The organism is Sphingosinicellaceae bacterium, from assembly GCA_019285715.1.
Classification (GTDB): Bacteria; Pseudomonadota; Alphaproteobacteria; order Sphingomonadales; family Sphingomonadaceae; genus Glacieibacterium.
The window spans coordinates 3543538-3559041 of sequence record CP079108.1; the positions used below are offsets into that span (position 1 = coordinate 3543538).

12 protein-coding genes are annotated in these 15504 nt (G+C 68.9%); 6 read left to right on the forward strand and 6 right to left on the reverse strand.

Features of this window, described 5'->3' with window-relative positions; translation table 11 throughout:
* Positions 1–310 precede the first annotated feature (310 nt).
* The 3 genes from KX816_16190 to KX816_16200 all read right to left on the reverse strand — a co-directional run bounded on the left by KX816_16190 (position 311) and on the right by KX816_16200 (position 2348).
* Positions 311–1297 (reverse strand): alpha/beta hydrolase, encoded by a 987-nt coding sequence (locus KX816_16190; GenBank protein ID QXQ05739.1) that lies wholly within the window; start codon positions 1295–1297, stop codon positions 311–313.
* 92 nt (positions 1298–1389) lie between these two features.
* Positions 1390–1647, reverse strand: a complete 258-nt coding sequence (locus tag KX816_16195) for a hypothetical protein (GenBank protein ID QXQ05740.1) — start codon at positions 1645–1647, stop codon at positions 1390–1392.
* On the reverse strand, positions 1635–2348 hold the full coding sequence (locus tag KX816_16200; GenBank protein QXQ05741.1) for a hypothetical protein: 714 nt from the start codon (positions 2346–2348) through the stop codon (positions 1635–1637). Before KX816_16200 ends, KX816_16195 begins: the two co-directional genes overlap by 13 nt.
* A gap of 216 nt (positions 2349–2564) precedes the next feature.
* On the opposite strand from KX816_16200, the gene KX816_16205 reads away from it, so the two are divergent.
* From KX816_16205 to KX816_16225, 5 genes are all read left to right on the forward strand, one after another.
* A complete protein-coding gene (locus KX816_16205; protein ID QXQ08625.1) occupies positions 2565–3413 on the forward strand; it encodes a histone deacetylase in 849 nt (282 codons plus the stop codon).
* Between the two features lie 69 nt (positions 3414–3482).
* Positions 3483–5363: a 2-oxoacid:acceptor oxidoreductase subunit alpha gene (locus tag KX816_16210; protein QXQ05742.1), complete on the forward strand. Its 1881-nt coding sequence runs from the start codon at positions 3483–3485 to the stop codon at positions 5361–5363.
* On the forward strand, positions 5360–6400 hold the full coding sequence (locus KX816_16215) for a 2-oxoacid:ferredoxin oxidoreductase subunit beta (protein QXQ05743.1): 1041 nt from the start codon (positions 5360–5362) through the stop codon (positions 6398–6400). The genes KX816_16210 and KX816_16215 overlap by 4 nt, the downstream gene beginning before the upstream one ends.
* A gap of 188 nt (positions 6401–6588) precedes the next feature.
* On the forward strand, positions 6589–8169 hold the full coding sequence (locus KX816_16220) for a peptide chain release factor 3 (GenBank protein QXQ05744.1): 1581 nt from the start codon (positions 6589–6591) through the stop codon (positions 8167–8169).
* 19 nt (positions 8170–8188) lie between these two features.
* Entirely contained in the window at positions 8189–10312 is a 2124-nt protein-coding gene (locus KX816_16225) for a zinc-ribbon domain-containing protein (GenBank protein QXQ05745.1), read from the forward strand.
* 252 nt (positions 10313–10564) lie between these two features.
* Here the strand turns inward: KX816_16225 and KX816_16230 are convergent, their stop codons facing one another.
* Positions 10565–11221 carry an NUDIX hydrolase gene (locus tag KX816_16230; protein QXQ05746.1) on the reverse strand — a complete coding sequence of 219 codons (657 nt, stop codon included), beginning with the start codon at positions 11219–11221 and terminating at the stop codon, positions 10565–10567.
* 53 nt (positions 11222–11274) lie between these two features.
* Positions 11275–12372, reverse strand: a complete 1098-nt coding sequence (locus KX816_16235; GenBank protein QXQ05747.1) for an NADH:flavin oxidoreductase — start codon at positions 12370–12372, stop codon at positions 11275–11277.
* 315 nt (positions 12373–12687) lie between these two features.
* Here KX816_16235 and KX816_16240 point away from each other — a divergent pair, with 315 nt between their 5' ends.
* Complete coding sequence (locus tag KX816_16240) at positions 12688–14037, forward strand: MATE family efflux transporter (protein ID QXQ05748.1); 1350 nt, start codon at positions 12688–12690, stop codon at positions 14035–14037.
* A gap of 152 nt (positions 14038–14189) precedes the next feature.
* Here the strand turns inward: KX816_16240 and KX816_16245 are convergent, their stop codons facing one another.
* Entirely contained in the window at positions 14190–15503 is a 1314-nt protein-coding gene (locus KX816_16245; GenBank protein ID QXQ05749.1) for an NAD(P)-binding domain-containing protein, read from the reverse strand.
* Between the last annotated feature and the right edge of the window lies 1 nt (position 15504).

Below are 15504 nucleotides of genomic sequence, written 5' to 3' on the forward strand. Positions count from 1 at the left end.
GCAGCCCAGCCACCTTTCTCGCCGGATACCGTGATCATGCGGGTCCAGCGTTCCGGCATTTCCCCGTCGGGCACATATTCGAACAGGAAGCTGGACGTCGTCTGGCCCCGCCAGGATGGGACGAACGGGCGCGGCAAATCGAACCCTACGGTTCGCGTCCACACCTGCTGCACTGTCGTCAACTTGCCGAGGCCGGGCTTCTTCCACATCTGGCGGGTCACTTGCGCCATCGGGGCGACTGCGTCGGCACCCGGGTCGGCAGCAACGGCCGAGGCCCCGAACGCCACTAACAACAGCGCGACGAGGCGCTTCATTCGGCGGCCTGGGCCTGAACGACGACTGGCAGGGCGGCCACCGCTTCGTCGATCAGCAGCTTGAGGTCGGCGAGGCAGCCGTGGAGGTCGGCCTGCGCGCTCGGGATCGCCGCCCTGAGGTTCATGCAGCCGTGGATCTGGCCCGCAGCCTCGCGGAAAATGGTACGGACGCCCTGCCCGACCAGCTTGGCGGCATAAGCACGACCCTGGTCGCGGAGCGGGTCGAGGCCGCAGGTGAAGACCATCGCAGCAGGCTGCCCGGCGACGTCGTAGGCGAACGGCGAGGCGTAGGCGTGCCCGAAATCAGCGCTGCCCCCCATGTAGTGTTCGGTGAACCAGCCCATACCCTCGCGGGTCAGCAGGAAACCTTCGGCGAACTCGTCCATCGAACCGCCCTGGGCCGCCATGTCGACGCCGGGGTAGATCAGCCACTGCGCGAGGATCGGCACCGCGAGCTTGCCGCTCAGCTGCTGGCTGATCACCGCCGCGAGGTTGCCGCCGGCACTGTCGCCCGCCGGGATCAGCCCGGTAATCACATGCCCGATCGCCATCGGCGTCTCGGCGAGCCAGCGCGTCGCGGCGAGGCAGTCCTCGGTCGCGGCGGGGAAGGGGTGCTCAGGAGCAAGGCGATAGTCGACGCTGACGACCGTGACGCCCAGGACGCGCGCCACCTCGGCACACAGTGGATCGTGGGTCTCGAGGTCGCCGATGACCCAGCCGCCGCCGTGGTAGAAGACCACCACCGGTCCGGGACCGGGATTCGCCGACGCACTGTAGACGCGCGCCGGTATCGAGTGACCGTGCGGCGACGGGATCTTGAAGTCGACGACATGAGCAAGGTCGCCGCGCGGCAGCTCCGCGATCTGGCCCATCATGCGCATCATCTGGCGTGCAGCCTCGGGCGTGCCTTCGTGCATTTGCGGGCCGGGCTGTGCCGCGACCATGTCGAGAACGGAGCGCACGTCGGGACGGACGAAAACCATGTTGCGACTCTCCCCAGAGGTTCGAGGCGACCATAGGCACGGCGCGCGGCGCTCGCCAAGGGCCGGACCGACGTCGCGGCTCCGGTGAACGCTTATTGGGGCGCGAGCGGTTTCGGCTCGCTGGGCGGCGGCGGCTTCTTCGGCGGCTTGGGCTTCTTGGGCGGCGGCGGCGCGTTCGGATCGGCACCCTGGGGCAGGTTGGGTTCGCCGTTCATCTTGACGAAGTCGGACGGCGGCGGCACCGGTGCAGCGGCGGGCGCCCCCTCGGGAGCGGGCTCGGCGAAACCCGGCACAGGCGGACCCAACAGCATCGTCAACAGGGCGAGTCCGGCGCGCTTCAGGATGTGCACGGCGCCGGGGTCAGGCTGACCACCGCCCCGTTGGCAAGGTCGAGGACCTGATCGAAGCAACCGTCCGGGCGGCGGATTCTCTGCCGGATATGGCGGTCGTCGATCTTCTGGCTGCATAGCACGGTCACCGATCCCCCGTTCTGCATCTGCGTCAGCTGCCAGTACGGATTGGCACGCGCTGGCCACCCGTCGGTTGCGACAGCCGGACGAAGATAGGGCGACACCCTGCCCTGCGACGACCACATGGTCGCGCTGGCGGGAGTGACCGCGGGCGTCACGGCGCGGATGCGGCTCCGCGAATAGTCGATACGGTCGCGCAGGAGCTCGGCCGGGACCCAGTAGATCGCGCCCTCGTTCTGCTCGTCGAAAACACGGACCAGGACATCCCCGGTCTTGCAGATGGTGCCGTCGATCGACAGCTTGCTGGTGGCGCTCTGGTAATAGCGGTAGGGCGCGTTGAGGCAGGTGATGTTGCGGCTGGCGACCTTGATCTGCTCCTCGGCCTCGGCCGCCGAGCCCGACTTGATGTCCTTATAAAACGCCATGCCCTTGTCGAACCATACCGGCACCGCGGAAATCAGCGGCACGATGATCGCGGGCACGAGCAGCAGTTGCTTGAGGCTGACGCCGCCGCTGGAGCGCGGAGCCGCCGGGTCAGGGCTGGCAGCGGTAGGAACTGGAGACGCGGCAACGTCGGACATGGGGGCTCCCAAGTTTACGAAGTTTCGGCGCGGCCCTGCCTTATTTTATTGGGGCATAGCACCGGCCGGTAAAGACTTTGTCAATAGATAGAGGGTGGCGGCGCAACCGGTCGCGTGGCGGCGGCGGCCCGCGCCGCCTATGTCGGCGGTGTGAGCTTTGCCCTCGTCCACCACCCCGACTATGTCGCGCCGCTGCCCGAGGGGCACAGCTTCCCGATGGACAAATACGGGCTGTTCATGGTGGCGATGGCGGCGAGCGGGGCGGCCTATGACCTTCACGAGCCGGAGCCGGTGCCGATCGACTGGATCGAGGCGGTCCACGATCCAAGTTACGTTGCCGCGGTCTTCGACGGGTCGCTCGCGCCCGAGCGGCAGCGGCGCATCGGCTTCCCGGTCACCGAGCGGATCGCGCGACGCTCGCGGCTGGTCAGCGGTGGCACTTGGCTGGCGGCCCACCTCGCGCTCGCCCGGGGCTTTGCGGCGAACAGCGCCGGGGGCAGCCACCACGCGCTGCCGGACGGCGGCGCGGGCTACTGCGTGTTCAACGACCTCGGCATAGCCGGCGCGCGCCTGCTGGCCGAGGGCGCCGTCGAGCGCATCCTGTTCGTCGACCTCGACGTCCACCAGGGCGACGGCACCGCCGCGATTTTTGCCGACGAGCCGCGCGCCGCGACCTTCTCGATGCACGCCGCCAAGAACTTCCCGGTCCGCAAGATGCAGTCCGACCGTGACGTCGAGCTGCCCGACGGGATCGGCGACGACGACTACCTCGCCATACTCGGCACCGAGTTGCCAGCCCTGCTGGACGCCCACGCCCCCGATCTCGTGCTGTTCCAGGCAGGTATCGATCCGCATGTCGACGACCGGCTCGGGCGGCTGGCGCTGACCGACGAAGGCCTGCAGCAGCGTGACGGATACGTCGTCCGCACCTGCCGGCAGCGTGGTATCCCGGTCGCGGCGACACTCGGCGGCGGCTACGGTCGTGACCGTCTGGCGATCGCCGAACGCCATGTTCGCGGCGTTCTTGCGATGGCGACTGTCGCTTCCCGCTATTCGTCGCCCTAACAAAACTTCTTGGCCCACCTATTTCGACAGGCGTAGAGGGCGCGGACTAATCTCCCTTGGGATGTGTGAATGGCAACGGCCCTTAGTGACGTTTTCGACAACCAGAATGACAAGCCTGCCGAAGCCGAAGCGGTCGTCGTCCGCTTCGCCGGCGATTCCGGGGACGGCATGCAGCTCACCGGTGGCCAGTTCACCCTGTCGTCGGCGCTGAGCGGCAACGACTTCGCGACCTTCCCCGACTTTCCCGCCGAAATCCGCGCGCCGCAGGGCACGACCTTCGGAGTCTCGGCCTTCCAGATCAACTTCGGCTCGATCGACATCGAGACCGCCGGCGACGAGCCGGACGTGCTGGTCGCGATGAACCCGGCCGCGCTGAAGACCAACGTCGGGGCGCTGAAGGCCGGCGGCCTCGCGATCATCGACACCGGCGAGTTCGGCGCGCGCAACCTCGCCAAGGCCGGCTATGCGGTCAATCCGCTCGAGGACGGCAGCCTGGCCAAGTGGCAGATCCTGGCCTTCGACATCAGCGCCCAGACCCTGATGGCGGTGAAGCCCTTCGGCCTCGGCAACAAGGAGGCGCTGCGCTGCAAGAACATGTGGACGCTCGGCCTCGCGCTGTGGATGTTCGACCGTGACCGCGCCCCGCTGATCGAGTGGCTGACCGTCAAGTTCTCGAAGAACCCGGTGCTCGCCGAGGCCAACGCCGCCGCGCTCAACGCCGGTCACGCTTATGGTGAGACGGCCGAGATCGGCGGGCCGCTCAAGCAGTATCATGTCGACGCCGCGGTGGCCGAGCCGGGCTATTACCGCACCGTCACCGGCGGCGAGTCGCTGGCGCTCGGCCTCGTCGCGGGCGCCAAGCTGGCGGGGCTGGAGATGTTCTTCGGCTCCTACCCGATCACGCCCGCCTCGCCGATCCTGCACAATCTGGCCCGGCTCAAGGAGTTTGGGGTCACCACCTTCCAGGCCGAGGACGAGATCGCCGCGATCTGCTCCGCCATTGGCGCGAGCTATGCCGGGCAGCTGGGCGTCACCTCCTCGTCCGGCCCCGGCATCGCGCTCAAAGGCGAGGCGATGGGCCTCGCGATCATCACCGAGCTGCCGCTGATCATCGTCAACTCGCAGCGCGGCGGGCCGTCCACGGGCCTGCCGACCAAGACCGAGCAGTCGGATCTGTACCAGGCAGTCTATGGCCGCAACGGCGACGCACCGCTGGTCGTGCTGGCGACCCGGTCCCCGAGTGACTGCTTCGAGGTCGCGGTCGAGGCGTGCCGGATCGCGACCCAGTTCATGACCCCGGTGATGATCCTGACCGACGGCTACATCGCCAACGCCGCCGAACCGTGGCGCGTCCCCGATCGCGCCGACTTCGAGGCGTTCCCGGTCGATTTCGCCGAGGGTCCTGACGCCGATGGCCGGGTGCTGCCTTACAAGCGCGACCCGGAGACGCTTCGCCGCCCGTGGATTCGCCCCGGCACGCCCGGCATGATGCACCGCATCGGCGGCATCGAGAAAGCCGTCGACACCGGCCACATCAACTACGAGCCGGCCAACCACCAGGCGATGACCGACATCCGCAAGGCCAAGATCGACGGCATCGCGCGCTACATCCCAGAGCAGGCGCCAGAGATCGGCAATAGCCGTGGCAAGCTCGCAGTCGTCGGCTGGGGGTCGACTTACGGCGCGATCCGGAAGGCGGTGCAGCGCTCGCGGATGCGCGGGCTGGACGTGAGCCACATCCACATCCGCAACATCTGGCCGCTGCCGTCGAACCTCGGCGACCTGCTCCGCGGCTACGACAAGGTGCTGGTGCCCGAGATGAATACCGGCCAGCTCAAGACCGTGCTCCGCGACCAGTATCTGGTCGACTGCAAGCCGCTCAACAAGGTCAGCGGCCACCCCTTCAAGATTACCGAGATCGAAGCTGCCATCGAGGGACTGCTGGCATGAACGACATGACCCCCATCCCGCTGCCGACGACCAAGCCCGACGACTGGGCGACCGATCAGGAGGTGCGATGGTGCCCGGGTTGCGGCGACTATGCGATCCTGAAGGCGGTGCAGCGGACCATGCCCGACATCGGCACGGCACGTGAGAACACCGTGTTCGTCAGCGGCATCGGCTGCTCGTCGCGCTTCCCGTATTACATGGAGACCTACGGTTTCCACACCATCCACGGCCGCGCGCCGGCGGTGGCGACGGGGATCAAGCTGGCCAATCCCGAGCTCGACGTGTGGATCGTCACCGGCGACGGCGACGGGCTGTCGATCGGCGGCAACCACCTGCTCCACCTGCTGCGGCGCAACCTCGACGTGCAGGTGCTGCTGTTCAACAACGAGATCTACGGCCTGACCAAGGGTCAGTATTCGCCGACCTCGCGGACCGGCACACGCTCGCCGACGACGCCGTTCGGGTCGGTCGAGCGGCCGCTCCACCCCTGCGCTTTCGCGATGGGCGCCGGCGCGCGCTTCGTCGCCCGCACCATCGACACCGCGCAGAAGAACATGCCCGAGGTCCTGAAGCGCGCCCACGCGCACAAGGGCACCAGCTTCGTCGAGATCTTCCAGAACTGCATCGTCTACAACGCCGACGTGTTCGCCGCCTTCACCGAGAAGAAGAACGCCGCGGACAACCAGTTGTGGTGCGTCCACGGGCAGCCTTTGCTGTTCGCCGGCGGCAGCAAGGGCCTGCGCCTCAACTCGGCGACGATGGAGCTCGAGGTCGTCGACATCGCGGTCGGCGACACCGCGCAGGTGCTGATCCACGACGAGACCAGCCGCGTCCAGGCGCAGTTCCTGATCGACATGCCGTTCGGGCCGTTCCCGATGGCGCTCGGCGTGCTGTACTGCGATCCGGTCACGAGCTTCGAGGTCGCCATCGAGGCGCAACGCGAGCGCGTCGTCGCCGACAAGACCGCGGACTTCAACGCGCTGCTCCGCAAGGGCCAGAGCTGGGAAGTCATGGCGAAAGAACTGCGCCCGGTCTGACTTGCTACCCTCCCCCCTCGGGGGGAGGGACAGGCGTGCCCTTGCGCGCCGGGGAGAGGGGCGGGGGCCGCTCACTCGGGATTCCCCCACCCTGCCCTCTCCCTGGTTGCGACGAAGCAACCTGTCCCTCCCCCCAAGCGGGGGAGGGAAGCCTTGCCCCACTACCGAAACGTCGCCACATAGCCCCCATGGCAAATCCCGCGCCCAACGCGCGCCGCACCTTCGCGATCATCTCGCATCCCGACGCCGGCAAGACGACGCTGACCGAGAAGCTCCTGCTGTTCGGCGGCGCCATCCATCTGGCGGGCGTCGTCAAGGCGCGCGGGCAGAACCGGCGCGCGCGCTCCGACTGGATGAAGATCGAGCAGCAGCGCGGCATCAGCGTCACCAGCTCGGTGATGACCTTCGAGCGCGGCGGCGTCACCTACAACCTGCTCGACACGCCAGGCCACGAGGACTTCTCGGAGGACACCTACCGCACGCTGACCGCCGTCGACTCCGCGGTCATGGTCATCGACGCGGCGCGCGGTATCGAGGCGCAAACCCGCAAATTGTTCGAGGTCTGCCGGCTCCGCGACGTGCCGATCATCACCTTCATCAACAAGGTCGACCGCGAGGGCCGCGACCCGTTCGAGCTGCTCGACGAGGTCGCCGAGATGCTGGCGCTCGACGTCGCGCCGCTGAACTGGCCGGTCGGCCAGGGCGGGCAGTTCCGCGGCCTGTGGGACCTGCGCGGCAACAAGTTGCTGCTCCCCGACGGCACCGACACCAAGGCGGCGGGCCGCACCGAGCAGCTGACCGGCCTCGACGACGCGCGCCTGCCCGGCCTTGTCGGCGACGAGGGCGCGGCGATCATCCGCGAGCAGGCGGAGCTGGCGCTTGGCGGCTACGCGACCCTCGACATCGACCTGTACCGCAAGGGCGCGCTCACGCCGGTGGTGTTCGGCTCGGCGCTCAAGGACTTCGGCGTCGAGGCGCTGATCGACGCGCTGGCGGACTATGCGCCGACGCCGCGCTCGCAGCCCGCGCTGCCCGCCGCGGTGACCCCCGACCGGCCCGACGTCACCGGCTTCGTGTTCAAGGTGCAGGCCAACATGAACCCGCAGCACCGCGACCGCATCGCCTTCATGCGGGTGTGCTCGGGCAAGTTCCGGCGCGGCATGAAGCTGAAGCAGGTCTCGACCGGCAAGCTGATCGCGATCAACTCGCCGATCTTCTTCTTCGCGCAGGACCGCGAGATCGCCGACGAAGCCTTCCCCGGCGACATCATCGGCATCCCCAACCACGGCGTGCTGCGGGTCGGCGACAGCCTGGTCGAGGGTGAGGACGTGACCTTCACCGGCATCCCCAACTTCGCGCCCGAGATCCTGCGCCGGGTCAAGCTCGGCGACCCGACCAAGTCGAAGCAGTTGCGGACCGCGCTCACCGACATGGCCGAGGAGGGCGTCACCCAGCTGTTCCGGCCGCTGATCGGCTCGCAGTGGATCGTCGGCGTCGTCGGGCAGCTCCAGCTCGAGGTGCTGATCTCGCGGCTGGAGGCCGAGTACAAGGTCGACGCGGGCATCGAGCCGTCGCCGTTCGACACCGCGCGCTGGGTCGGTGCGGACGAGCCCAAGGCCCTCCAGGCGTTCATCGACAACCACCGCGGCGCGATGGCCGAGGACCGCGACGGCGCGCCGGTGTTCATGGCCCGCGACCAGTGGGAGCTCAACTATGTCGCCCAGCGCGAGACCGCGCTGCGCTTCACCGCGACCCGCGAGCGGGCATGATCCGGGCCGCGCGCGCCGCATGATCGTCACCTGTCCCGGTTGCGCCTCGCGCTACCGCGTCGGGGACGAAGCGGCCGTTCCCGGACGGCGGTTGCGGTGCGACAACTGCGGCACGCGGTGGAAGATCGAGGACGAGCCTGAGACCATGCTGACCGATGCGGCGCTGGTCGACTTCCCGGACGACGACGAGGAACCGCGGCGTCGCGGCTTCGTGCGGCGGCACTGGCTGGCGATCGTCGGCGTCATCGTGCTGCTTTTCGGCGCGACCTTGTTGTGGCTGATCTTCACCGCGCCGCTGGGCCGGGCGCTGGAGCCGCTGAAGGAACCGAGCCTCGTCATCCTGGATGCAGCCGGCAATCCGATCGCACGACGCGGCAACTACAAGGAGCAGCCGGTCACCATCGCCGAGCTGCCGAAGTACGTGCCGGCAGCACTCATCGCGATCGAGGACCGGCGCTTCTATTCGCACTGGGGCATCGACCCGCAGGGCATCCTGCGCGCGCTGTTCCGCAACGCCGAGAAGGGCGGCGTCAGCCAGGGCGGCTCGACCCTGACCCAGCAGCTCGCGAAGACCAGCTTCCTGAGCTCCGAGCGCAGCATCAAGCGCAAGCTGCAGGAGGTGATCATCGCCTTCTACCTCGAGTCGCGCCTGACCAAGGACGAGATCCTGTCGCGCTACCTGTCGAGCGTCTATTTCGGCGAGGGCGCCTACGGCATCCGCGCCGCTGCCCGGACCTATTTCGATCGCTCGCCCTCGCAGCTGACCGTCGGACAGGCGGCGATGCTCGCTGGGCTGGTCAAGGCACCATCGTCGCTCGCTCCGTCGCGCCATCTGGCGGCGGCGCAGGCGCGCGAGCGCGTCGTCCTGCAGGCGATGGTCGAGGACGGCGCGTTGACCGCCGATCAGGTCCGCCACGTCCAGCCGGCGCGCTTCGTCCCGGGCCGCGAGGCGCTGCCGACCGGTTCCTACTTCGCCGACTGGGTGCTGCCGCAAGCCAAGGCCGCGATCGACGTCGCGCAATACGGCGACACCGCGGTCAACACGACGCTCGACCCGGCGCTGCAGAAGGACGCCGAGCGCGCCGTCCGCGAGGTGCTGGGCCAGTACCGGGGCCTCAACGTCACCCAGGCGGCGCTGGTCGCGATGCGGCCCGACGGGCGCGTTGTCGCGATGGTCGGCGGCGCCGACTACAAGGCGACCAGCTTCAACCGTGCGACGCAGGCGATGCGGCAGCCGGGCAGCTCGTTCAAGCTGTTCGTTTATCTCGCCGCGCTGCATGCCGGGGATACGCCGAACACCATCATCGACGACTCGCCGATCACCATCGGCGACTGGCAGCCCAAGAACGACGAGGGCAAGTACCGCGGCCCGATCCCGCTGGTCACCGCGTTCGCGGCGTCGAGCAACATCGCCGCGGTCAAATTGGTCCAGCAGGTCGGGGTCGAGGCGGTGCGGGCGCAGGCGCGTCGGCTCGGCGTCACCGTGCCGCTGTCGAACTACGAGGGGCTGGCGCTCGGCACCTCGGGCATCCCTTTGATCGAGCTGACCTCAGCGTACGCAGCGGTGGCGGCAGGCGAGTATCCGGTCAAGCCGATCGGGCTGAGCAACCCGACCCGCGAGGGTGTCGCCGACAAGTTGCGCGGTGTCGTCAAGTCGCTGCGCCCATGGCCCGAGCGCGAGCCGATGATGCAACTCCTCAAGTCGGCGGTGGCACGCGGCACCGGCAAGGACGCGACCCTTCCGATCGCCACCTATGGCAAGACCGGCACCACCCAGAACCACCGCGATGCGCTGTTCGTCGGCTTCGCGGGCGATCTTGTGGTCGGCGTCTGGGTCGGCAACGACGACAACTCGCCGATGGGCGGCAGCGTTGTCGGCGGTACCATCCCGGCGCGGCTGTGGAAGCACTTCATGACCGCCGCGCTGACCCGCGAGGGCCTGCTCCGCGCGCCGCCGCCGCGGACGTTCCAGGACGATCTCGGCGACGCGCTCGGCAAGGCCGGGGTTGCGGTCGATGCCCTCGACGCGGCGGGTGACCTCGTCGGCGGCGTCATCGACAACGTCACCGGCGGCGACCGTGACAGGGGTCGCGATCGCGAGGACTCGCCGGAGTCGCCGCCACCGCCCGAGGACCAGCGCTAGGCACGAGGTGCAGCGCACGAGAGCGTCCGATCTGCAGCGATGAGAAAGATCAAGTGGCCGTTCGTTCAGCGCAATCCCGTTTGTACCAGATGGGCGATGCGTAGGACAGGGCGCGGAATCGTTGCTCAGTTCGATCCGAAGGCCGATGCCAACCCCGTTGTCATCCCGGGCTTGACCCGGGACCCAGCTAACCCAGCGCTCGGGCTCCGGGGTTAGCTGGGTCCCGGGTCAAGCTCGGGACGACAGGGGTCGCTACGCGTCCAGCAAGGTGTGGGCACCGCGGATGAAGCGGTGGAAGGGGATCGGCCGGCCGGGCGTCTCGAAGCGGGCCGCGACCTCGGCCAGGATCATGCGGGTGATCTGCGGCAGGTCGAGCTTGGCCGCCTCGTCCCAGTCGAACCACGCCAGCTCGCCGAGTTCGCCGGAGCCGCTGCCGGGTTCGAGGGCGACCAGCGCCGTTGCCTCGGCGACGAAGAAGCGGGCATCGAAGCGCCGCGTCCGGCCCGGCGGGGTGATCGCACGAGCGACGTAGTCGAGGGCGCCGAGGTCGGGAAGCGCACCGGTGGCGAGGAAGTGGCGCCACTCACCCCGGCTGCTGCGCGGTGTTGTCCCGGCCCTGGCGAGGAGCAGCCCGGTCTCTTCGAAGGTCTCGCGGATCGCCGCCAGCGCCAGCGCCCGGCCACGCACGCCGGGGCAGCCGCGCTCCAGCGCCGCTGCGACCTCGGGGCGAAGCTCCGACGCCACCGGCACACGGAAGTCGCTCGGATGGATGCGCCCGCCGGGGAACACCCATTTGTCGGGCATGAAGCTGTGCCCGCGGCTGCGCTGGCCCATCAGGACACGCGGCACCGGTCCGTCACGGCGGACGATCAGCAGGGTCGCGGCGTCCTTGGGCTTGGGGGCGGGCATGAGCGCACTGTGGCGCTCCCGCCTGCCCCCGGCAACCGGTCGGCCCCTAGCGTTTAAACCAGGGTCGCGAGCGCGCTACGATCAAAGCCCTGGAGCTCGGCCCCGCGGCCGTCGCGGACCTTCTGGACCCAGTCGGGATCGACGATCAGTGCGCGGCCGACTGCGACGAGGTCGAACTCGCCCTTGTCGAGACGCTCCAGCAAGCGCTCGAGCGAGGCTGGCTTGGAGCCCTCGCCGCCGAAGCCCGCGATGAACTCGCCGTCGAGGCCGACCGAGCCGACGGTGATCGTCGGGGTGCCGGTGACCTTCTTGACCCAGCCCGCGAAGTTGAGGCCGGCCTCCCCGTCGAGGTCGGGAAACTCGGGCTCCCAGAAGCGCCGCTGCGAGCAGTGGAAGACATCGGCACCGGCATCGGCGAGCGGTCGCAGCCAGGCCTCGAGCGCCTTCGGGTCGGGGGCGAGCTTGGCATCGTAGTTCTGCTGCTTCCACTGCGAGATGCGCAGGATCACCGGATAGTCGGGGCCGACCGCGACCCGGACCGCCTTCAGGATCTCGGCGGCAAAGCGCGCGCGCAGCGGCAGCTCGGCACCGTTCCAGTCATCCTCGCGGGCATTGGTGCCGTCCCAGAAGAACTGGTCGATCAGGTAGCCGTGCGCGCCGTGCAGCTCGACCGAGTCGAAGCCGAGGCGCTTGGCGTCGCCGGCGGCCTGGGCAAAGGCGGCGATGGTGTCGCCGATGTCGCTGTCGGTCATCGCCTTGCCGTGCGGCTTGCCGGGCTTGAACAGGCCCGACGGGCTCTCCGGCTCGCCGTCCGACCCGGCGTGGTTGATCGCGCTGCCGACGTGCCACAGCTGCGGCGCGACGAGGCCGTTCGCGGCGTGGACCTCCTCGACGACCTTGCCCCAGCCGGGCAGCGCGTCGCCGTAGAAGTGCGGGTAGTTGGGATCGTTGGCCGAGCCCGGACGCTCGACGACGGTGCCTTCGGTCACGATGAGCCCGACTTCGCCCTCGGCACGGCGGCGGTAGTAGGCCGCGACGTTGTCGCCCGGGATGCCGTTCGGCGAGAAGCTCCGCGTCATCGGCGCCATGACGATGCGGTTGGGCAGGTGGAGGCCCTTCAGGTCGAACGGTTCGAACAGCGGATTGGTCATGGGTGCGTCCTGTAGTTGGCCGGGCGATCTACGGTCGAGGAGGCGGCGGCGGCAAGGCGTCGTTGGGCAAGGATTTCTTGTGGGCGGTGACGTATCGCAGGGGTGGCGGCGGGGCAAATGGTAGGATGTGGACGCTTATTAACCATATTGAGCCGCCTACCATTTCAAATAACCGGTTATAACAACCTTCTTCGTTAGTCTATTCGGTTAGTTTTGTCAAGGTGGATCGCGGCTTGTCCCTCGTCCGCAGGGGAGCAGGTTGCCGGGCGCGTCCCCCTCCCCTAGAGACGCCGGCTGCCTTGAGGACATCGACCCGTGACTGCCGCCGCCGCCACCCTTCACCTGCCGATCCGGCTGAGCACGCTGCTGCGTCTCGCGGGCCCGGTGGTGCTGTCGCGGCTCGGCATCATGACGATGGGGCTGGTCGATACCATCGTCGTCGGGCGGCATTCGGGCGTCGAGCTGGGGTATCTGGCGCTGGCGTGGGCGCCGACGGGGATCGTGCTGACGACCTCGATCGGGCTGCTGTCGGGCGTGCAGGTGCTGACCAGCCAGGCGATCGGCGAGGGTCGGCGCGAGGACACCGGCGCGGTGCTGCGGCGGGGCCTCATCTATTCGGCGCTGATCGGGATTGTCGCGGCGGCGCTGCTGATCGTGGGTGGCCCGTGGTTCCTCCACCATGTCGGGGTCGAAGCCAGCCTCGCCGACGGTGCGACCCCGGTGCTGGTCATGCTGGCACTGTCGCTGCTGCCGATCCTGGTCGGCGACGCCGGCATCTTCTGGCTCGAGGCGCACGGCCGTCCGGTGCCGGGTGCGGTGGTGATGTGGGCGTCGAACGTCGTCAATCTCGCGCTCAACCTGTGGCTGGTGCCGGGCCGCTCGCCGTTCGCGGTCGAGGGCGCGGTGGCGGCGAGCTATGCGACCTTGATCAGCCGGATCGCGTTCCTGATCATGGTCGCGGTCGCGATCCTCGGCTGGCACGAGGCCAAGTCGCTGGGCGTCCTGAAGCGCCACGGCCGCGACCGGGGTGCCGAGGCCGCGCTGCGCCGCATCGGCTATGCCGCGTCGTTGAGCTATTTCGTCGAGGCGGGCGCGTTCCAGGCGATGACCATCGTCGCGGGCTGGCTCGGCGCGACCGCGGTCGCGGCGTGGGCGGTCACCGTCAACGTCGCCGCGCTGATCTTCATGCTGCCGCTCGGCCTCGCGACCGCGACCGGCGTGCTCGTCGGGCGCGCCTACGGGGCCGGCGACCGGGTCGGCGTTCGCCGCGCCGGGGTGCTGGGTTTCCGCGCGGTGTTCGGGCTGCTGCTGATCGTCTGCGCCATCGTCGGCTTCGGCAACCACGCCATCGCCGCTGCCTATACCCACGACCCCGCAATCCGGGTCGCGGCCGCGTCGGCGCTGCTGCTGTCGTGCCTGTTCTACGTGGCGGACGGGTTGCAGGTCGTCGGCTCGCAGTCGCTGCGCGCACAGAACGACATCTGGGCGCCGACCGCGACGCATTTCTTCAGCTATCTCGTGGTCATGATCCCGGCGTGCATCCTGCTTGCGATCACGGCGGGCCTCGGCGTCGACGGTATCGTGCTGGGTGTGGTGATCGCGTCGCTGGTGTCGGCGGCGCTGCTGATCGGGAGATTCTGGTGGAAGGTGCGGGGGCACGGCTGAGGGCACGCGAAGGGCGCACGGCCGCCTTTGTCATCCCGGGCCCCATTGTCATCCCGGGCTTGACCCGGGACCCAGCTAACCCCGGAGTCTGAGCGCTGCGTTAGCTGGGTCCCGGGTCAGGCCCAGGATGACACGTGATTGCAAACCCCGCCTCAGGCCGCGACCCGCTGCACTCGCGTCGCGCCGCTGGCGATCTCACGCTGGATGTCGCGCACGTAGATACCGAAATCGAGCTGCATGGTGTGGCGCGGGCTGGCGTAATAATGGCCGCGGTGGAGCGTCTCGTCGCTGGCGATGACGCGGCGCATGGTCGCCTCGTCGGGCAGCGCGTACTGGCCGCTCGCCCACGCGACGAACAGCTTCGACTGCTGCTCCGCGAGGTTGACCAGCGTCGGCAGCGACTGCGCCAGCCCCATGAACCACAGGCCGTGGCGCGCCGGCTCGGGCTGCACCATGCGCTTGAACAGCGGCAGATGGTTGCCGGTGACGGGGGCATCCTCGGGGCTGAGGAAGGGGAACTCGACCCGGTAGCCGGTGGCGGTGACGATGACGTCGACCGCCTCGACGCTGCCGTCGCTGAAGCGCACGTTCGGGCCTTCGAGCGCGGCGATCCCGGGCCGCACGACGATGTCGCCGGCGGCGCAGCGGGGCAGGAACTCGGCCGATACGGTCGGGTGGGCGTGGAGCGGCGCGTGGTCGGGCTCTGGCAGCCCGTAGTCGGTCATGTTGCCGACGGCGCGGCGGACAGCGCCAGCCGCGAGCTTGCGCGCCAGCTTCGGCGGGATCCACGCGGGCAGCGGCGTCTTGTCGATCGGGCGGCCGCCGAGCATCTTGGGCAGCACCCAGACGCCGCGCCGCGCCGACACGAACAGCCGCTCGGTGACCGTGCGCTGGGCAAGCTCGGCGGCGATGTCGACGGCGCTGTTGCCGAGGCCGACGACGACGACGCGCTTGCCGGTCATGTCGACCGGGTCGGTCGGGGTGCGGTAGTCGTGGGCGTGGATGACGGTGCCGTCGAACCGGCCCGGCCATTCGGGGCGGTTGGGTGACCAGTGGTGACCGTTGGCGACGACGACCGCGTCATACGCCTCGGTGCCGAGCTTCGACGTCACGTCCCAGCGGCCGTCGTCCCGGCGCGCGACACTGGTCACTGGCGTCTCGAAGCGGATCAGCGGGCGCAGGCCGAAGTGGTCGACGTAGTCGTTGAAATACTTTGCGATCAGGCTGTGGTGCGGGAAGTCGGGCCAGTCGGCGGGGACCGAATAGTCCTCGAACTGCAGGCGGGTCTTGGACGTGTCGATGTGCAGCGACTGGTAGGCCGAGCTCATGCCATTGGGGTTGGCGTAGGCCCAGTTGCCGCCGATCCGGTCCGACGCCTCGTACCAGTCGAACTCCAGCCCCTCGTCCTGCAGCCGCTTGGCGGTGGTGAAGCCCGAGCAGCCGGCGCCGATGATCGCGGTTCTCATG